The organism is Mycobacterium colombiense (assembly GCF_001672755.1).
Taxonomy (GTDB): Bacteria; Actinomycetota; Actinomycetes; order Mycobacteriales; family Mycobacteriaceae; genus Mycobacterium; species Mycobacterium colombiense_C.
The window spans coordinates 51,863-71,229 of sequence record NZ_LZKI01000072.1; the positions used below are offsets into that span (position 1 = coordinate 51,863).

Below are 19,367 nucleotides of genomic sequence, written 5' to 3' on the forward strand. Positions count from 1 at the left end.
GCAGCCGCGCACGTCAACTGCCGATATAGAGCGGAGGTTAGTTGTGGAAGTCGCGGATCCCGTCCCAGTCGACCAGCGTCCAGCCGGTCAGCGGGTTACCGGTGATCACCACGCGACCCGTGTTCGGAATCGGGTGGCTGTCCATCAGGCTGTCCTTGGCGTTCTGCGTGTTCAACAGCGTCCACACCATGATCGAGTTCCGGTGCGAGAACACCACCGGGTTGCGGTGGCCGCTGTTGTAGATCTTGTTGATGGCCGCGGTGAACTGGTCGTTGAACTCCTTGCCGCTGACCGAGCCCGGGATGCTGTCGGACACATCGCCGTTGAGCCAGTTCGCCGGCGCCAGCATGTACGTCGACTTCGCCATCGACTCGGGTTTGCCGTTGTACCAGCCGGCGTTGATCTCCTGGATGCCGGGCAGGACCTCGACCTGCTTGCCGAGCTCGGCGGCCAGCGGGGTGGCGGTCTGCTGGGCCCGGGTCATGGTGGAGGCGTAGACGCTGTCGAAGTCCTTACGGCCGAATTGGTGCGCCACCTGTTCGGCCTGCCCCTTGCCCTCCGGCGTCAGGCCCGGGCCCGGCACCTCGGTGTCGATGGTGCCGCTGGCGTTGGCCTCGGATTGGGCATGGCGGATGAACGTCACCGTGATCGACCGCGCCTGCGGCGAGCCGCCGCAGCCGGCGACGATCATGGTTGCGGTGAGCGCGGCGAGCGTCATCGTGGCTTTCCGGATCATGCTGCGCTTGGGCATGTCGATTAGCCTGCCTTGCCGACGGCTCCGGTGGGAAGGGTTTGCGACGGTTTGTTACCGCGCGACCTCGGGGAGGCCGCCGTTTCGCCGGATGCCAGAGTGGACTTCAGGATCACTACTCAACGAGCAGGAGACTTCCATGGCGATTGATCCGAGTGCCGTCGGCGCGGTGACCGAACCCATGCAGTTCGAATGGACCGACCGGGACACGCTGCTCTATGCGCTCGGTGTCGGCGCCGGGATCGACGACCTACCGTTCACCACCGAGAACAGCCACGACATCGACCAACAGGTGCTGCCCACGTATGCGGTGATCTGCTGCCCGGCGTTCGGCGCGGCCGGCCTGGTCGGAAAGTTCAACTGGGCCATGCTGTTACACGGATCGCAGAGCATCCGGCTGCACGCGCCGCTGCCGCCCGCGGGCAAGCTCTCGGTGGTGTCCGAGGTCGCCGACATCCAGGACAAGGGCGAGGGCAAGAACGCGATCCTGGTGCTGCGCGGCCGGGGCACCGAGCCGGATTCCGGGCAGCTGATCGCCGAGACGCTCACCACCCTGGTCATCCGCGGCGAGGGCGGCTTCGGGGGCATGCCGGGCCAGCGGCCCGTCGCGCCGGAATTCCCGGACCGCGAGCCCGACGCCCGCATCCCGCTGCCCACCCGCGAGGACCAGGCGCTGATCTACCGGCTCTCCGGCGACCGCAACCCGCTGCACAGCGACCCGTGGTTCGCCCGGGAGCTGGCCGGCTTCCCCAAGCCGATCCTGCACGGGCTGTGCACCTACGGGGTGTCGGGTCGCGCGTTGGTCTCCGAGCTGGGCCAGGGCGTGGCGGCCAACATCACCTCGATCGCCTCGCGGTTCACCTCGCCGGTGTTCCCCGGCGAGACGCTGACGACGCTGATCTGGCGCACCGAGCCGGGCAAGGCCGTGTTCCGCACCGAGGCTTCGGGTCCCGACGGGGCCGACACCCGGGTGGTGCTCGACGACGGCGCGGTGGAATACGCCTAGCTCGACGGCGGCGGCCCGCCGCGCTTGCGACCGCCGCTAGCCCGACGGCGGCGGCCCGCTGCGCCCGGCTTCGCCGCGCTTGCGACCGCCGCTAGCGCGCCAGCTGATCCGCCAGCCGGCCGGTGAATTCGCCGGCCCTGGCCGGGCTGTCCAGCGCATAGAGCGCGGCGGTGGCGCGGTCGCCGTCGTCGCCGTGCCGCACCAGGATCGGTACGCCGTCGGCGCGCACCGCGTCGAACGCGTCCTCGTCGGTGATGTCGTCGCCGAGGTAGACCGGCGTCAGCGCACCCGATCCGGCCTCGTGCAGGTGATCGATCACCCAGCGCAGCGTTTTCCCCTTGTCCCAGTCCAGGTCCGGGCGCAGCTCGATGACCTCGCGGCCGGTGGTGACCCGAAGCTCGTCTCGGCGTCCCGCGGCGCGCACCGCCGCCAGCACCTCGCCGACGCGGTCGCGTTCGGCGTTGCGGTAGTGCACGGCCACCCCGAATCGCTTGTGCTCCACCACGACACCGGGAATCGCGCCGAGCCGGTCACGCAGCTGGCCGGCCGCCTGCTCGAGAACCGGGATGGCGGCGGCCGCGTCGTCGTTCTGGTGATGGGTGCCGTCGGGCGCGGTCAGCTCGAAACCGTGGCTACCCGCATACCAGATACCTTGCACCCCAACACGTTTCGTCACATCAGCGAGGTCGCGGCCGGACAGTACCGCGACGGGGCACCGCGCGGCCAGCCTGTCCAGCGCCTCGGTGGCCCCGGCGACGGGTCGCGCCGAGTCCGGGTCGTCGACGATGTCCGAGAGGGTGCCGTCGAAGTCGAAGAACACGGCCGGTCGCCGGTCGGCGAGCCCATCGGCCAAGGCCTGCAACGCATCGGGCAGCTGCGACATCCGGCGGTCGCCGGTGCGCACGGTGACGTCGCGCAGGTCGGTGATCACCGCGTCGGCCCCCGCCTCGCGCGCCGTGTCGTCGTGCCCGGCCGGGTCGACGGCGACCACCAGCGCGAACCCGGCGGCGCGTGCGGCCTCGATGCCCGCGGCGTCCCCGGCGACCACCACGCAGCGGCCCGGGCGCACCCGCAGCCGGTTGGCCGCCTCCACCGGGCCGTCCGCCGAGATGACGGCGGCGCCCACCCCGGCCTCGCGAAGTCGGGCGGCCAGCGTGGAGTCCAGCGCGCCTTCGTCGTCGAACAGCACCGCGTCGTGGCGGCGCGGATCGATGGTGACCGGCCCCAACTTGCCCATGACCAACCTTCTCACGGTGGTCGGCCGCGGGCGGAACGGGTCAGCGGCGCGCGTGCCCCGGCGCCGAGGGGTGCGTCGGCGGCACGGGGCGCACCACCGGGCGCGTGGGACGCTTGCGGTTGAACAGCAGCACGGAATCGTCGCCGAGGGCCACCAGTCGCGCCATGCCCAGCTCGATGCCGGCGGCCAGCTGCTTGACGTCGAACGCGTCGCCGTGTTCGGCGGTGATACCGAAGACCAGTTCATCGCCGTAGCTCAGCACCGCGACGCCGGTGTGCAGTGCCGCGGCGGTCGGGGGGATCGGCAGCAGCCGTTCCAGCGTCTGGCCCATCACCCGCAGCCGCCGGCGCGGGCCGGGCACGTTGGTGGCCAAGGTGACGACGGCGCGCTGCGGAAGGCGGGAGAGCAGCCCTAAGACGTTGCTGCGCAACACCGTCGGCAGGAAGCCGATCGCCGACTCCACGATGCCGGGCGGCTGCGCGGTCAGCTTGGCCTTCCACCTGGTGTGCACCGTCTGCAACCGCCGCACCGGGTCGTCGTGCTCGACGGGCAGGTGCGAGAGCATCGCCGAGCGGACCGGCATCGGGACCAGGGTGCGCAGCGAGTCCGCCCGCGGCTCCTCGCCGCGGCCGAGCAGCGCCGTGCGGAATCCCTCGGTGATGGCGGCGAGCGCGACGTCGTTGGCGCTGACGCCGAACTTGCGGCAGACGCTGTCGACGTCGGCGATCGGGACGCGCACCGTGCTGTAGTGCCGTGAGGCGGTGACCGCGTCGGTGTGTACGGTCGGCCACATCGCGCCGACCAGGGCGCCCGCGGCCGACGAAGCTCGCCACAACGCGTCGACCCAGCCCGGCTTGCCGGCGGACGGCGACGAAACCGGTTTGGCCGCAGCGCCGTTGGCGAAGGTGTCCGCGTCGGCGTCGTCGCAGAGCCTGCTGATCAGGCGCGCGGCCGAGTTGCCGTCGAGCAGGCCGTGATGGGTCTTCATCAGGATCGCCCACCGGTTGCCCTTCAGGCCCTCGATGACCCAGCACTCCCACGGGGGGCGGTCCAGGTCGAGGGGCCGTTCCAGGGCGTGGGCGATGGCCCGGGACAGCTCGGCCTCGTCGCCGGGGCGGGGAATGGCCACCCGGCGCACGTGGTGGGCCAGGTCGAAGTCCGGGCAGTCGATCCACTCCTGGTTCAGCGGATGTGCCCGCAGCAGCTGCGTGCATCGCGTGATCGGCTGGATGCGCTCGGCCAGAAGGCTTTTGAGCTGTTCATAGTCGGGCGCGGTGCCGTCGACGATGGCGACCGCGCCGATCGCCAGGCTCGCGTGCTGATCCGGATCGTGGGCTTGAAGGAACGCCGTGTCCAGTGTCTGTGCCATGCCGGCCCCCGCTGTAGTCCGCTTTTTTGAACTTGTACCAGTATCTGTGGAGCTTGCGATCCGCGGTAGTGCCGCAGCGTTAAGACCTTGTTTAAGAGTTGAAGATCGGTTTAACAACGGTTGTACTGAGCCACGGTTTAATCGAACATCCGTTCGATATACTCGGGTCGTGGGCTGGTTTAACGGGCCGCCGAGCTGGGCGGAAATGGAGCGGGTGCTCGACAGCAAGCCGCGCCATGCCGGGGAGTCGGCGGGCCCGGAATCCGACGGCCCCCTGTCGCGCAGGCGCGCGACGTACCAGCCGCCGGGCGACGGCCGGGCGTCCCGCTCGTCGGTCGCTTATGCCGAGCTGCATGCGCATTCGGCGTTCAGCTTCCTGGACGGGGCGAGCACGCCCGAGGAGCTGGTCGAGGAGGCGGCCCGGCTGGACCTGCGCGCCCTGGCGCTCACCGACCACGACGGCCTGTACGGGGCGGTGCGGTTCGCCGAGGCGGCGGCCGAGCTCGACATGCGCACCGTGTTCGGCGCCGAGCTGTCGCTGGGCCCGGGGGCGCGCACCGAGCAGCCGGATCCACCCGGCCCGCACCTGCTGGTGCTGGCCCGCGGCGCGGAGGGGTATCGGCGGTTGTCGCGGCAACTGGCCGCGGCGCATCTGGCCGGCGGCGAGAAGGGCAAGCCCCGCTACGACGCCGATACGCTGACCGAGGCCGCCGGCGGGCACTGGCACATCCTGACGGGCTGTCGCAAAGGGCATGTCCGCCAAGCGCTTTCCACCGGCGGTCCTGCGGCCGCGGAGCGGGCGCTGGCCGATCTGGTGGACCGGTTCGGAGCGCATCGGGTCAGCATCGAGCTGACCCATCACGGTCAGCCGCTCGACGACGAACGCAACGCGACGCTGGCCGCGCTGGCCCCCCGCTTCGGGGTCGGCGTCGTCGCCACCACCGGCGCGCATTTCGCGGGGCCGTCGCGGCGCCGGCTGGCCATGGCGATGGGCGCCATCAGGGCGCGGCAGTCGCTGGATACGGCCGCCGGGTGGCTGGCTCCGCTGGGCGGTTCGCACCTGCGCTCGGGTGAGGAGATGGCCCGGCTGTTCGGGCAGCGGCCCGACGTGGTGACCGCGGCCGCCGAGCTGGGCGAGCAGTGCGCGTTCGGGCTGGCGCTCATCGCGCCGCAGCTGCCGCCGTTCGACGTGCCCGCCGGGCACACCGAGGACAGCTGGCTGCGCCAGTTGACCATGGCCGGGGCGCGCGACCGCTACGGGTCGGCCGAGCACGCGCCGCGGGCGTATGCCCAGATCGAGCACGAGCTGAAAGTCATTGCCCACCTGACGTTTCCGGGTTACTTCCTGGTGGTGCACGACATCGCCCGGTTCTGCCGGGACAACAACATCCTGTGCCAGGGCCGGGGATCGGCCGCCAACTCCGCGGTCTGCTACGCCCTGGGCGTCACCGCCGTCGACCCGGTGGCCAACGAGCTGCTGTTCGAGCGTTTTCTGTCGCCGGCCCGCGACGGGCCGCCCGACATCGACATGGACATCGAGTCCGATCAGCGGGAAAAGGTCATCCAGTACGTCTACGACAAATACGGCCGCGACTACGCCGCCCAGGTCGCCAACGTCATTACCTACCGGGGAAAGATCGCGGTGCGCGACATGGCCCGCGCCCTGGGCTTCTCGCAGGGTCAGCAGGACGCGTGGAGCAAGCAGATCAGCCACTGGAGCGGGCTGGCGGACTCGCCCGATGTCGAGGGCATCCCCGAACCGGTGGTCGACTTGGCGAACCAGATCCGGAACCTGCCGCGGCACATGGGCATTCATTCCGGCGGCATGGTGATCTGCGACCGCCCGATCGCCGACGTGTGCCCGGTGGAGTGGGCCCGCATGGAGAACCGCAGCGTTCTGCAGTGGGACAAAGACGACTGCGCGGCAATCGGTTTGGTGAAGTTCGACCTGCTGGGGCTGGGGATGCTCTCGGCGCTGCACTACGCCATCGACCTGGTGGCCGAGCACAAGGGGATCGAAGTGGACCTGGCCCGCCTCGACCTCTCCGAGCCCGCGGTGTACGAGATGCTGGCCCGCGCCGATTCGGTCGGCGTGTTCCAGGTGGAGTCGCGCGCGCAGATGGCCACCCTGCCGCGGCTGAAGCCGCGGGTGTTCTACGACCTGGTGGTGGAGGTCGCGCTGATTCGTCCCGGCCCCATCCAGGGCGGGTCGGTGCATCCCTACATCCGGCGGCGCAACGGGTTGGACCCGGTGGTCTACGATCACCCGTCGATGGAACCGGCGCTGCGAAAGACGTTGGGAGTGCCGCTCTTTCAGGAGCAGCTGATGCAGCTCGCGGTCGACTGCGCCGGATTCTCGGCCGCCGAGGCCGACCAGCTGCGCCGCGCGATGGGGTCCAAGCGCTCGACCGAACGCATGCGACGGCTGCAGGGCCGGTTTTACGAGGGCATGCGCGCGCTGCACGGCGCCGACGACGAGGTGATCGACCGCACCTACGAAAAGCTGGAAGCCTTCGCCAATTTCGGCTTCCCGGAAAGCCATGCGCTGAGCTTCGCGTCGCTGGTGTTCTACTCGTCGTGGTTCAAGCTGCACCACCCGGCGGCGTTCTGCGCGGCGTTGCTGCGCGCCCAGCCGATGGGGTTCTACTCGCCGCAGTCGCTGGTGGCCGATGCGCGCCGGCACGGCGTGACGGTGCACGGCCCGGACGTCAACGCCAGCCTGGCGCACGCCACGCTGGAGAACGCCGGCACCGAGGTCCGCCTCGGCCTGGGTGCGGTCCGCCACATCGGCGACGACCTGGCAGAACGACTCGTCGACGAGCGAAAAGCCAACGGCCCGTTCGCTTCTCTGCTTGACCTGACGACCCGGCTGCAGCTCTCGGTGCCGCAGACCGAGGCGCTGGCGACGGCCGGGGCGCTGGGCTGCTTCGACATGTCCCGGCGCGAGGCGCTGTGGGCGGCCGGGGCCGCGGCCACCCAACGGCCGGGCCGGCTGCCCGGGGTGGGGTCGTCGTCGCACGTTCCGGCGCTGCCCGGGATGAGCGAGCTGGAACTGGCCGCCGCCGACGTGTGGGCCACCGGCGTCTCCCCGGACAGTTACCCGACGCAGTTCCTGCGGGCCGACCTGGACGCGATGGGGGTGGTGCCCGCCGCGAAGCTGGGCTCGGTGCCCGACGGCGATCGCGTGTTGATCGCGGGCGCGGTCACCCATCGGCAGCGGCCGGGCACAGCGCAGGGGGTCACGTTCATCAACCTCGAGGACGAGACCGGGATGGTCAACGTGCTCTGCGTGCCGGGGGTGTGGGCGCGGCATCGCAAGCTGGCGAACTCGGCCCCGGCGCTGCTGGTGCGCGGGCAGGTGCAAAACGCCAGCGGCGCGATCACCGTCGTCGCCGAGCGGCTGGGCCGCATCACCCTGGCGGTCGGCTCGAAGTCCCGCGACTTCCGGTGATTCGGCGGTGACAGGCCGGCCGGCCGTCTCGGTAGTCTCCACACATGACCCTCAACTTGTCCGTCGACGAAGTGCTCACCACCACCCGCTCGGTCCGCAAACGTCTCGACTTCGACAAGCCGGTGGGCCGCGACGTGCTGATGGAATGCCTCGAACTGGCGCTGCAGGCGCCCACCGGCTCCAACGCGCAAGGCTGGCAATGGATTTTCGTCGAGGACGCCGTGAAGAAGAAGGCGATCGCCGACATCTACCTGGCCAACGCCCGCGGCTACCTGAGCCTGCCGTCGGCCGAATACCCCGAGGGCGACACCCGCGGCGAGCGGATGCCCAAGGTCAAGGACTCCGCGATATACCTCGCCGAGCACATGCACGAGGCGCCGGTGCTGATGATCCCCTGCCTGGAGGGGCGGGTGGAGAAGGCGCCGCTGGGGCTCAGCGCGTCGTTCTGGGCGTCGCTGTTCCCCGCGGCGTGGAGTTTCTGCCTGGCGCTGCGCTCGCGCGGGCTGGGCACCTGCTGGACCACGCTGCACCTGATCAACGACGGCGACAAGCAGGCCGCCGAGGTGCTCGGCATCCCGCATGACCGGTACAGCCAGGGCGGGCTGTTCCCGATCGCCTACACCAAGGGCACCGACTTCCGCCCGGCCAAGCGGCTGCCCGCCGACCGGGTGACGCACTGGGACACCTGGTGACTACATCAAATTGTCCCGCTACTCAGCCCGCCGCATCGCGGCGCGCATCGTCGCCGGCCTACATCGCCCCGGCGTAGCCGTGCTGGCGCCAGGCTTCGTAGACGGCGATCGCCGCGGCGTTGGACAGGTTCAGCGAGCGACGGCCCGCCAGCATCGGGATGCGTACCTGCGCGGTGATGTGCGGGTCGGCCAGCGTGGCCGCGTCCAGCCCGGTGGGTTCGGGGCCGAACATCAGCACGTCGCCGGCCCGGTAGTCCACGTCGGCGAACGAGGTGGGCGCGTGCGAGGTGAACGCGAACACCCGCTGCGGTGACAGCGCCGACCAGGCGGCCGCCAGCGAGGCGTGCACGGTGACCGACGCGAGGTCGTGGTAGTCCAGCCCGGCCCGGCGCAGCTTGGGTTCGGACAGGTCGAATCCCATCGGCTCGACCAGATGCAATTCGCAGCCCGTCGCCGCCACCGTCCGGATGGCGTTGCCGGTGTTGGGCGGGATCCGCGGGGACACGAACATCAGCTTGAACACAACGCCGATAATGGTCGCATGGTCGAGCAGAGCTACTGGATGCAGAAGGTCGCTGCCGATCCGGGGCATTCGCAGTGGTACATCGAGCGTTTCCGCGCCATGGCCCGCGCCGGCGACGACCTGGCCGGCGAGGCCCGGTTCGTGGACGCCATGGCGCCGCGCGGGGCGCGGATTCTCGACGCCGGGTGCGGGCCCGGGCGGCTGGGCGGATATCTGGCCACGGCGGGCCACCGGGTGGTCGGCGTGGACGTCGACCCGGCGCTGATCGAAGCCGCCGAGCAGGACTACCCCGGCCCGCGCTGGCTGGTCGGCGACCTGGCCGAGCTGGACCTGCCGGCGCGCGGCATCGCCGAACCGTTCGACGTCATCGTGTCCGCCGGCAACGTCATGGCGTTTCTGGCCCCGACCACCCGTATCCAGGTGCTGAGCCGGCTGCGGGCCCACGTCGCCGACGACGGGCGGGCGGCGATCGGCTTCGGCGCCGGCCGCGATTACGAGTTCGACGAATTTCTCAACGACGCGGTCGACGCGGGCTTCGCGCCAGATCTGCTGCTGTCGACCTGGGACATGCGGCCCTTCACCGAGGACTCCGATTTCCTTGTCGCGCTGCTTCGGCCCGCCTAGGCTTTCGCGCTCGATGGTGTTTGCCAGAGGTGACCGCGCGGGGGCGGCGCAACCTTGGAGGGACCTGTCTGCTCAGTAACGATTCTGGTGGCATGCGCCGCGGGCTGTCATACTCGTCGGATTGCCACACCGACACGCACACGCCTGTCTGGCGCGGGGCGGGCAAAATAAAGCAGGAAGTTTCATGAGCCACTCGTTTCATTCAGCGCTCAGGGTCAGCGCAGCGGCCGGTCGTCCGGCCGCGATGACGTGACCATGTTCACCCGCCCGACCAACCCGGCCGAGGCGGATGTCGTAGAGCCCGCACCGACGCCCGGCGCCGATGCCGCGCCGGCCAAACGCCCGCCGACCTGGTCACTGAGCAACTGGCCGGTGCGCTGGAAGGTGCTGGCGATCGTGCTGGTCCCGCTGGTTTTGGCGACGGTTTTCGGGGTGCTGCGCATCCACGGCGCCATGGCCAACGCGGCCAACCTGCGGCTGGCCGCCACCCGCGCCGACGTGGTGCCGGTGATCACCAAGTACATGTCGGCGCTGGACGTCGCGCTGCTGGCCAGTTCCACCGGACGTGACGTCGAGGGGGCCAAGAAGAACTACGAGGCGCGCAAGGGCGAACTGCAGACCAGGCTGGACGACACCGACGTCAGCGCCGACGTCCGCTCCGGTGTGAACAACCTGCTCGACGGCGGCCAGATGTTGGTGAACAAGGCGGCCGACGCCGGCCTCGGTTTGCGGGAGCGGGTGACGCTCTACGCGCCCATCCTGCTGACGGCCGAGGACGTCATCAACGCCTCGGTGCGCGTCGACGACGAGAAGATCCGCGCGCAGGCGCAGGGCCTGAGCCGGGCGGTCGGCGCCCGCGGGCAGATGACGATGCAGAAGATCCTGGTCACCCGAGGGGCCGACCTTCCCGAGCCGCAGCTGCGGACCTCCATGGCCACCCTGGCGGGCACCGAACCGTCGACGCTGTTCGGCATGAGCGAGGTGCTGGGCGCCGGATCGGTGGAGGCCAAGACGCTGCAGCAGCAGATGGTGAGCCGGATGGCGATCATGTCCGACCCGGCCAGCGTGCTGGTCGACAACGCCGACCTGCTGCGTTCCATCCAGACCACCGACGACATCGCCGACCAGGTCATCAAGAACGCCACCGCGTCGGTGACCAAGTCGGTGCACGCCCAGGCCGCCGAGCGGCGCTCGGCCGCGATCCTGGACACCGTCCTGGTGCTGGCCGCGATCGTGATCGCGTTGGGCATCGTGCTGCTGGTGGCGCGCGCCCTGGTGCGGCCACTGCGCATGCTGCGCGACGGCGCGCTCAAGGTCGCCCACACCGATCTCGTAGAGGAGATCGCCTCGGTGAAAGCCGGTGGGGCCGAACCGGTTCCGAGCCCGCTGCCGGTGTACACGACCGAGGAGATCGGCCAGGTCGCCCACGCGGTGGACGAGCTGCACACGCAGGCGCTGCTGCTGGCCGGCGACGAGGCGCGGTTGCGGCTGCTGGTCAACGACATGTTCGAGACCATGTCGCGGCGCAGCCGCTCGCTGGTCGACCAGCAGCTGGCGCTCATCGACCGGCTGGAGCGCAACGAGGAGAACCCCGACCGGCTGGACAGCCTGTTCCGGCTGGACCACCTGGCGGCCCGGCTGCGCCGCAACAGCGCGAACCTGCTGGTGCTGGCCGGCTCGCAGCTCGCCCGCGACCAGCGCGACCCGGTGCCGCTGGAAACGGTGATCAATGCCGCCGTGTCCGAGGTTGAGGACTACCGCCGCGTCGAGGTCGCCGGGCTGCCGGAGTGCGAGCTGATCGGGTCGGCCGCGGGCGGCGCCATTCATCTGTTCGCCGAGCTGGTCGACAACGCCCTGCGCTACTCGCCGCCGACGACGTCCGCCCAGATCTCCGCGTCACGCGGCCGCGACGGGGGAGTGGTGGTGCGGATCGCCGACTCCGGTCTGGGGATGAACGACACCGACCGGCGGATGGCCAATATGCGGCTGCAGGCCGGCGGCGACGTCACCCCCGACAACGCGCGGCACATGGGACTTTTCGTGGTCGGCCGGATCGCGGCCCGGCACGGCATTCGGGTGGGGCTGCGCGGCCCCGCGGCCAACGAATCGGGCTCGGGCACCACCGCCGAGATCTACCTGCCGCCGACGGTGCTGGCCGGCCGGGCCGTCGCCGAGTCGGCGGCGCCCCGCCACATCCGCGCCGTCTCCTCGCCGAGCGCCAAGCTTGCCAGCGCGAACGCCGCCCCTGCCGAGGAAGCCGGGCAGGACGACGGCACGCTCGAGCCGGCGGCGCGCACCGGCCCGTCCGTCACGTTGCTGCCGCGCCGCAACCCGGGTTCCAGCGGCATCACCGAAGTTCCCGCGGTCCCCGCCCCGGCCGCCGAACAACAACCCCGCCGCCAGCGCCGCGAGCTGGCGACGCCCTGGTGGGAGAACGCGCCCGAGGCGACGCCCGCCGCCACGCCCGCGCCCGAACCGAAACCGGCGCCCCAGCCGGCCCGGGCGGCGTCGGACACCTCGGCGTTCTTCTCCGCACGCTCGCGGGAGTCCGACAGCCGCACGCAGGACCGGCAAGAGCAGCCGGCCCCGGTGGCGTCCATCCCGTCGGCCCCGAAGACTCCGGCGGGTCCGGCCGACGACGACGTCATCTACCGGCGGATGCTGTCGGAGATGCTCGGCGACCCGCACGACCTGGTCAACAGCCCCGACCTGGATTGGCAGTCGGTCTGGGACCGTGGCTGGACACTGGCGGCCGCGGCCGACGAAAAGCCCGTCGAGGCCCACACCACCGACCACGGCCTGCCGGTGCGCACGCCGGGTGCGCGGCTGGTGCCCGGCGGCGCCAACGGCATCGAACAGGACGAGCTGGCCGAGCCGGACCAGGGGCGCAGCGGCCGATCCCCGTCGCACCGGGAGCCGCAGCACGCGGCCACCGGCCCCTTGGCCCGGGACCCCGAGGCTGTTCGCGCCTCGTTCAGCAACCATTTCGGTGGCGTGCGCAGTGGACGCTCGCACGCCCGTGAAACCGATCAAGGATCCGACGAATAATGACCTCCCCCGACAACTCCCTCGACTGGCTGGTGACCAGGTTCGCCCGCGAGGTCCCCGGCGTCGCCCACGCGCTGCTGGTCTCCGTCGACGGGCTGCCCATCGCCGCCAGCGAACATCTCCCGCGGGAACGCGCCGACCAGCTGGCCGCCGTGGCCTCCGGACTGGCCAGCCTCGCCACCGGCGCCGCGCAGCTGTTCGAGGGCGGCCAGGTGCTGCAGTCGGTGGTTGAGATGCAGAACGGCTACCTGTTGTTGATGCGGGTCGGGGACGGCTCGCACCTGGCCACGCTGGCCGTGGCGTCGTGCGACATCGGTCAGATCGGCTACGAGATGGCCGTCCTCGTCGAACGGGTGGGTGGTGTGGTGCAGTCGACCCGCCGGTCGGCCGTGCAGCAGCACTCGTGAGCCGCGATGGACACCTCCCAGAACTGGCCGGCGCACCGTAAGGGGAACCTGGTCCGTCCGTACACCCTGACGTCCGGGCGCACCGACACCAACGTCGACCTGCCCCTCGAGGCGCCGATTCAGACCCTGCAGGCCGGCCTGACGCACCGGTGGCCGCCCAACGACGCGCGAGGCAGAATCATCCAGCTGTGCGTCGACAGCCCGTCGGTCGCCGAAATCTCGGCCCGGTTGGACCTTCCGCTCGGCGTTGCGCGCGTCCTGGTCGGGGATCTGGTGCTGTCCGGCTACCTTCGAGTGCATAAGACGTTGTCCGAGCGTTCCACCAGAGACGAGCGCCACGAACTCATAGGAAGGACACTGCGTGGCTTACGCGCACTCTGACGTGCAGCCCGATTCCGGCACCCACGCGTCGACCAAGATCGTGATCGCCGGCGGATTCGGGGCCGGCAAGACCACCTTCGTCGGGGCGGTGTCGGAGATCATGCCGCTGCGCACCGAGGCGATGCTGACCGACGCCTCGACCGGCGTCGACGCGCTCGAGGCCACCCCGGACAAGCGGACCACCACCGTGGCAATGGATTTCGGGCGCATCACCCTGGCCGAAGACCTGGTGCTCTACCTGTTCGGCACGCCCGGGCAGCGCCGCTTCTGGTTCATGTGGGACGACCTGGTGCGCGGCGCGATCGGCGCGGTCGTGCTGGTCGACTGCCGGCGCCTGCAGGACAGCTTCGCCGCGGTCGACTTCTTCGAGCACCGCAACCTGCCCTTCCTCGTCGCGGTCAACGAATTCGACGGCGCGCCCCGCTATCCGGCCGCCGAGGTGCGCGAGGCGCTGACCCTGCCGCCGCACATCCCGGTGATCAGCATCGACGCCAGGGATCGCCGGTCGGCGACCGACGCCCTGATCGCGGTCAGCGAATACGCCCTGGCCAGCCTGTCGGCCAATTGACCACGCGGTGGGTCGACCAGGAGTTCGAGGGCCACGACTTCACCGACGACGACCTCAGCCGGCTGCAGACCGAGCGGGTCATGTTCACCGAATGCAATTTCGGCGGCGCCAACCTCGCCGAGTCGCAGCACCGCGGATCGGCCTTCCGTAACTGCACGTTCCGGCGGACGTCGTTGTGGCACAGCACGTTTTCGCAGTGCAGCATGCTCGGCTCGGTGTTCGTGCAGTGCCGGCTGCGGCCGATCACGTTCGACGAGGTCGACTTCACGCTCGCCGTGCTCGGCGGCATCGACCTGCGCGGCGTGGATCTGAGCGGCTGCCGGCTGCGGGAAGCCGGCCTGGTGGAGGCCGACCTGCGCAAGGCCGTGTTGCGTGGCGCGGACCTGCGCGGCGCGCGGACCGCCGGCGCCCGCCTGGACGATGCCGACCTGCGCGGCAGCACCGTGGATCCGGCGCTGTGGACCACGGCCTCGCTGGCCGGCGCCCGCGTCGACGTCGACCAGGCCGTCGCCTTCGCGCTCGCGCACGGGCTGCGGCTGGACGGCTGACCCATCAGCGGCTGCTCGTTCAGCGGGTGAGCCGGATGCGCCACCGCACCAGTGCCGCGTAGGCGACGGTGAGCACTGCGAGCATGCCCATGTCGAACAGCCAGGCCGTCGGCGTGTGCTCGAAGTGGCTGTCCCGCGGGCTCTGCGGGCCGGGCGACACCGCCCACAGATCGACCGTCGCCCCCTGCGCCGCGTAGCCCCACCGCGAGGGCACCAGCCAGGACAGCTGGTCGAGGAAGATCCGGTGGGTGACCGGCACCATGCCGCCGGAAAGCACCATCTGCATCATCAGCGACACCACCAGCAGCGGCATGATCTGCTCGTTGGAGCGCGCCAGCGCCGAGAGCAACAGGCCCAGCATCGCCGCAGCGACACACGTCGCGGCGACCCCCGCGAACAGCTCGAGGGTGGCGTTACCGAGCAGCACCGCCGGCCGCGTCGGCGGCCCCTTGCCCACCACCACGATGGCCGTGGCGATGGCCGCCTGGATGACGGCGAACGTGCAGAACACCGCCACCTTGGCCAGCAGGTAGGCCGTGCTCGACAGGCCGACGGCCTGTTCGCGCCGGAAGATCGGCCGCTCGCCGATCAGGTCGCGAATGGTCAGCGCGGTGCCCATGAACGCGGCGGCCATGGTGAGCAGGGTCAGGATCATTCCGGCCTCGCCGGCCGACTCGCTCATCGGATCGGCGTAGCCGAAACCGACGCTGCCGGGCACGGTCAGCGACAGTGCGCCCATCACGAACGGCAGCACCGCCAGGAACAGGAAGTAGGCGCGGTCGGAGACCACCAGCCGGACCTGGCGGCGGGCGATCGTGGAGAACTGGCGGCGCTTGCTGGTGCGCGCCGGGACGCCCAGCTCGGCCGGCGCCTCGGTCAGCGCGGGCGGCGGCGGTTTGTTCTGCTCCAGGAAGCGGCGATTGGCCTCGTCCGGATTGGCGCCCACCTTGGCGAAGATGTGCGCCCAGTTGGTGGTGCCCATGGCCCCGCCGATCTGGCCGGGCGGACCCAGGTAGGCCGTCTTGCCGCCGGGCGCCATCAGCAGCACCTGGTCGCAGACGTCGAGGTAGGTCAGCGAGTGCGTGACCACCAGCACGACGCGGCCGGCGTCGGCGAGCTGTCGCAGCATGGTCATGACCTGTAGGTCCAGCGCCGGGTCCAGGCCGGAGGTCGGCTCGTCGAGAATCAGCAGCGACGGCCCGGTCAGCAGTTCCAGCGCGACCGACGCGCGCTTGCGCTGACCGCCGGACAGGTTGTCGACCCGGGTGTTCGCGTGCTCGGTCAGGCCCAGCTCGTCGAGGACCTGGGCGACCACCTGCTCGCGGTCGGACTTGCTGGTGTCGGGCGGCAGGCGCAGCTCGGCGGCGTAGCCGAGCGCCTGGCTGACCGTCAGCTGCCGGTGCACGACGTCGTCCTGCGGGACCATCCCGATCCTGGTACGCAGCGAGGCGTACTCGGTGTGGATGTTGTGGCCCTCGAAGGTGACCGAGCCCGACGACGGGGTGGCGTACCCGGCGATCAGCCGCGACAGCGTGGTCTTGCCCGCGCCCGACCCGCCGATCAGCGCGGTCAGCGTGCCGGGCCGGGCGACGAACGAGATCCGCTCCAGCAGGTTCTTGCCGTCGACGCCGAAGTTGACCTCGCGCACCTCCAGACCGCCGGCACGGCTCGCCGCCTCCTGGCGGCGAACCAGCATCCCGTTGTGGAACACCAGGTCGACGTTGCCGATCGTCACCACGTCGCCGTCGGACAGCACCGCCGAACCGACCCTGACACCGTTGACGAAGGTGCCGTTGCTGCTGTTCGCGTCGCGGATCTCGGCGCCGGCCGGGGTCGGGTTCAGGAAGGCGTGATGGCGTGAGGCCAGCACGTCGGGCACGACGATGTCGTTGCTGAGCGCGCGCCCGATCCAGGCGGCGCGGCCGGCCTGCGGCCGGAGCTCGGAGTCGGACCCCGGCACGCCGACCCACGTGGTCGGGAATTCGCCGGCGTCACCGGCGCGGCCGGCCTGGGTGGGCGGGTTCAGCGCGGTGGGATGCGGCCCGGACTGCGGTGCGGCGCGGGTCGCGCCGTCCGGCGGCACGATCGGAGCGGCCGACCTGCGCTGGACGTCACGCATCGGGAAGGGTCGCGACGGCCGCGCCGACGGCCTCGGCGGCTGCGCAACCGGTCGGGACGGGGCCGTCGCCGGACGCGGGCCGGCGGCCGCCGCCGGCGCGGCGGGCCGCGCGGTGATGATGGGGATCGACTTCGTGGTCGGCGGCAGCAGGCCGACGCTGCCCGTGTGCTGGCCCACTTCGAAGGTGATTCGCGGGCCGTCCGGCTTGCCGATGTTGATCGTCTGGCCGTCGTGGATGTCGACGACCGGCACCCGCTGGCCGTCCAGGTAGATCCCGTTGAGTGAGTTGTTGTCGACGGCCAGCCACCGCCCCTGATCGAAGCGCAGCAGCACGTGCGCGCGGGCGATCAGCGGGTGCGCCACGCGCAGGTCGGCGCGCAGGTCGCTGCCCACGACCACGTCACGGCCGGCGGCGAAACTACCTTCGGAGCGGTCAGATCGAGCCGTCAGCACGGGCTGCGCAGGTCGAGTCATCACATCCAGGTTGGGTCGAGGTTGGGGCGCCGGCCTAGCGTTTCAGCCGGATATGCCAGCGGACGAAGCCGGTGTAGCCGATCGACAGCGCGGCGAGCATGAACATGTCGAACACGAAAATATGCTTGGAGTGCTGCCAGATCGGGTCGTTGGTCGGGATCTGCTTGACCTTCACCAGCGACGGGAAGTCGATCGAGGACGCGCCCGCCGCGTAGCCCCACCGGGCGGGCGTCAGCCACGCCATCTCTTCGAGGCCGAAGCGCTGATACACCGGGATCATGCCGCTGGAGAACACCAGCTGGGACATGATCGACACCACCAGCAGCGGCATGATCTGCTCGTTCGACTGCGCCAGCGCCGACAGCAGCAGGCCGAGCATCGCCGAGGCCACACAGGTGCCCGCGACGGTGACGAACAGCGAGAAGGTGGAGTTGCCGAAGAACTGGGGATGCGCGGTCGGCGCGCCCTTACCCAGCCGCACGATCGTGGTCGCGATCGCCGCCTGGCCGGTGGCGAAAACACAGAACACCGCGATCTTGGCCAGCAGATAGGCGGTGGTGGACAGCCCCACCGCCTGTTCTCGCTTGAAGATGGCGCGCTCGCCGATCAGGTCGCGGATGGTCAGGGCGGTGCCCATGAACACGGCACCGATGTTCAGCAGCACCATGATGTACTGCGGCTGCGTCGGCGCCGGACCCATCGGGTCGGCCGGACCCAGGCCCGGGTGCGGGCCCTTCACCGTCAGCGACAACGCGCCGATGAGGAACGGCAGGATCGCCAGGAAGATCGTGTAACCGCGGTCGGACACGACGAGGCGGACCTGGCGGCGGGCGATCGTGGACAGCTGCCGCCACAGGTTGGTTTGCGGTGGTTCGCCCAGATCCGCCGGACTCTCCGGGGTCGGTGGCTGCGACGACTGCTGGTTGCGCTCCTTGAAGCGGCGGTTGGCCTCGTCCGGGTCGGCGCCCACCTTGGCGAAGATGTCGGCCCAGTTGCGGGTCCCCATGGCGGACTCGACCTGGTCGGGCGGCCCGCAGAACGCGGTCTTCCCGCCGGGCGCGACCAGCAGGATCTGGTCGCACACGTCCAGGTAGGACACCGAGTGGGTCACCACCAGCACCACGCGGCCGGCGTCGGCCAGCTGGCGCAGCATCAGCATGACCTGACGGTCCAGCGCCGGGTCCAGACCCGACGTCGGCTCGTCGAGCAGCAGCAGCGACGGCTGGGTGAGCAGCTCGAGGGCGACCGAGGCGCGCTTGCGCTGGCCGCCGGAGAGCTTGTCGACCCGCGTGTCGGCGTGCTGGGTCATGTCCAGTTCCTCGAGCACCTGCGCGACGACGCGGGCTCGTTCCTCTTTGCTGGTGTCCGGCGGCAGGCGAAGCTCGGCGGCGTAGTTCAGGGCCTGGTTGACCGTCAGCTGGCGGTGCACGACGTCGTCCTGCGGGACCATGCCGATCCTGCTGCGCATGGACGCGTACTCGGTGTGGATGTTGTGGCCCTCGAAGGTCACATTGCCCGAGGTCGGGCTGGTATAGCCGACGATCAGCCGCGACAGGGTGGTCTTGCCGGCGCCCGACCCCCCGATGATGGCGGTCAGGGTCCCGGGCCGGGCGGTCAGTGAGATGTGGTCGAGCAGCTGCTTGCCGTGCTCGACGGTGTAGCAGACGGAATTGACCTCGAGCCCGCCGGTGCGCGTCGCCGCCTCGGTGCGCCGGACCAGGCTGTCGCCGGTGAACACCAGGTCGACGTTGCCGATGGTGACCACGTCGCCCTCGGTCAGCACCGCCGAGCCGACCCGGACGCCGTTGACGAACGTCCCGTTGACGCTGTGCGCGTCGCGGATCTCGGTGCCCAGCGGCGTCTGGATCAAGAAGGCGTGGTGGCGCGAGGCCAGGACGTCCTGGATGACGATGTCGTTGTCGGTGGCCCGGCCGATGGTCTGCGACCCGGCCGGCTTCTGGATCGCGCCGGAGCGCGACGGCAGCAGCGCCTGGAACATCTTCGTCGCCAGGTTTGCCACCTCGGGTGGTTTGGCGGAGACGGGCGGGGCCATCTGGGTGTGCGGGCTGGCCGAGACGGATCTGATCAACCGGATCGCCGCCGATGGCGCCCGGCACCAGCTGCATTCGGCGTGCACGCACTGCAATCAGTGCATGCCGACGATCTACA

General features: G+C 70.5%; 14 protein-coding genes and 2 pseudogenes. 10 read left to right on the plus strand and 6 right to left on the minus strand.

Annotation, left to right across the window (positions count from 1 at the left end):
* Positions 1 to 37: 37 nt before the first annotated feature.
* A complete protein-coding gene (locus tag A5708_RS09600) occupies positions 38 to 751 on the minus strand; it encodes a histidine phosphatase family protein (protein ID WP_065028391.1) in 714 nt (237 codons plus the stop codon).
* Between the two features lie 139 nt (positions 752 to 890).
* Between A5708_RS09600 and A5708_RS09605 the strand changes: the two genes are divergently transcribed.
* Positions 891 to 1,757 carry a MaoC/PaaZ C-terminal domain-containing protein gene (locus tag A5708_RS09605; protein WP_064952079.1) on the plus strand — a complete coding sequence of 289 codons (867 nt, stop codon included), beginning with the start codon at positions 891 to 893 and terminating at the stop codon, positions 1,755 to 1,757.
* A 91-nt stretch (positions 1,758 to 1,848) separates the two neighbouring features.
* On the opposite strand, the gene otsB is transcribed toward A5708_RS09605, so the two are convergent.
* Both otsB and A5708_RS09615 read right to left on the minus strand, forming a co-directional pair.
* Positions 1,849 to 2,994, minus strand: coding sequence for a trehalose-phosphatase (otsB, locus tag A5708_RS09610; protein WP_065028392.1), 1,146 nt, complete (start codon positions 2,992 to 2,994; stop codon positions 1,849 to 1,851).
* 40 nt (positions 2,995 to 3,034) lie between these two features.
* On the minus strand, positions 3,035 to 4,363 hold the full coding sequence (locus A5708_RS09615) for a wax ester/triacylglycerol synthase domain-containing protein (protein ID WP_065028393.1): 1,329 nt from the start codon (positions 4,361 to 4,363) through the stop codon (positions 3,035 to 3,037).
* A gap of 169 nt (positions 4,364 to 4,532) precedes the next feature.
* Between A5708_RS09615 and A5708_RS09620 the strand changes: the two genes are divergently transcribed.
* Positions 4,533 to 7,814 carry an error-prone DNA polymerase gene (locus A5708_RS09620; RefSeq protein ID WP_065028394.1) on the plus strand — a complete coding sequence of 1,094 codons (3,282 nt, stop codon included), beginning with the start codon at positions 4,533 to 4,535 and terminating at the stop codon, positions 7,812 to 7,814.
* 44 nt (positions 7,815 to 7,858) lie between these two features.
* A complete protein-coding gene (locus A5708_RS09625; RefSeq protein ID WP_065028395.1) occupies positions 7,859 to 8,506 on the plus strand; it encodes a nitroreductase family protein in 648 nt (215 codons plus the stop codon).
* A gap of 58 nt (positions 8,507 to 8,564) precedes the next feature.
* Here A5708_RS09625 and A5708_RS09630 read toward each other — a convergent pair whose 3' ends face one another.
* Positions 8,565 to 9,029, minus strand: a complete 465-nt coding sequence (locus A5708_RS09630) for a tRNA (cytidine(34)-2'-O)-methyltransferase (protein ID WP_065028396.1) — start codon at positions 9,027 to 9,029, stop codon at positions 8,565 to 8,567.
* A gap of 18 nt (positions 9,030 to 9,047) precedes the next feature.
* Here A5708_RS09630 and A5708_RS09635 point away from each other — a divergent pair, with 18 nt between their 5' ends.
* The 6 genes from A5708_RS09635 to A5708_RS09660 all read left to right on the plus strand — a co-directional run bounded on the left by A5708_RS09635 (position 9,048) and on the right by A5708_RS09660 (position 14,605).
* Positions 9,048 to 9,653: a class I SAM-dependent methyltransferase gene (locus A5708_RS09635; RefSeq protein ID WP_065028397.1), complete on the plus strand. Its 606-nt coding sequence runs from the start codon at positions 9,048 to 9,050 to the stop codon at positions 9,651 to 9,653.
* Positions 9,654 to 9,908: 255 nt separating this feature from the next.
* Positions 9,909 to 12,701, plus strand: a complete 2,793-nt coding sequence (locus A5708_RS09640) for an ATP-binding protein (RefSeq protein ID WP_065028411.1) — start codon at positions 9,909 to 9,911, stop codon at positions 12,699 to 12,701.
* Entirely contained in the window at positions 12,701 to 13,108 is a 408-nt protein-coding gene (locus A5708_RS09645) for a serine protease inhibitor (RefSeq protein WP_064952087.1), read from the plus strand. The genes A5708_RS09640 and A5708_RS09645 overlap by 1 nt, the downstream gene beginning before the upstream one ends.
* A 6-nt stretch (positions 13,109 to 13,114) precedes the next feature.
* Positions 13,115 to 13,489 (plus strand): DUF742 domain-containing protein, encoded by a 375-nt coding sequence (locus tag A5708_RS09650; RefSeq protein ID WP_065028398.1) that lies wholly within the window; start codon positions 13,115 to 13,117, stop codon positions 13,487 to 13,489.
* On the plus strand, positions 13,470 to 14,057 hold the full coding sequence (locus A5708_RS09655; RefSeq protein WP_065028399.1) for a GTP-binding protein: 588 nt from the start codon (positions 13,470 to 13,472) through the stop codon (positions 14,055 to 14,057). The genes A5708_RS09650 and A5708_RS09655 overlap by 20 nt, the downstream gene beginning before the upstream one ends.
* A complete protein-coding gene (locus tag A5708_RS09660) occupies positions 14,054 to 14,605 on the plus strand; it encodes a pentapeptide repeat-containing protein (RefSeq protein ID WP_065028400.1) in 552 nt (183 codons plus the stop codon). The genes A5708_RS09655 and A5708_RS09660 overlap by 4 nt, the downstream gene beginning before the upstream one ends.
* A 19-nt stretch (positions 14,606 to 14,624) precedes the next feature.
* Here A5708_RS09660 and A5708_RS09665 read toward each other — a convergent pair whose 3' ends face one another.
* Entirely contained in the window at positions 14,625 to 17,198 is a 2,574-nt protein-coding gene (locus A5708_RS09665) for an ATP-binding cassette domain-containing protein (protein ID WP_065028401.1), read from the minus strand.
* A gap of 34 nt (positions 17,199 to 17,232) precedes the next feature.
* Positions 17,233 to 19,245, minus strand: a pseudogene (locus A5708_RS09670) (ATP-binding cassette domain-containing protein); the annotation flags it as partial.
* A gap of 19 nt (positions 19,246 to 19,264) precedes the next feature.
* Between A5708_RS09670 and A5708_RS27485 the strand changes: the two are divergent.
* Positions 19,265 to 19,367: pseudogene (locus tag A5708_RS27485) on the plus strand (hypothetical protein); the annotation flags it as partial.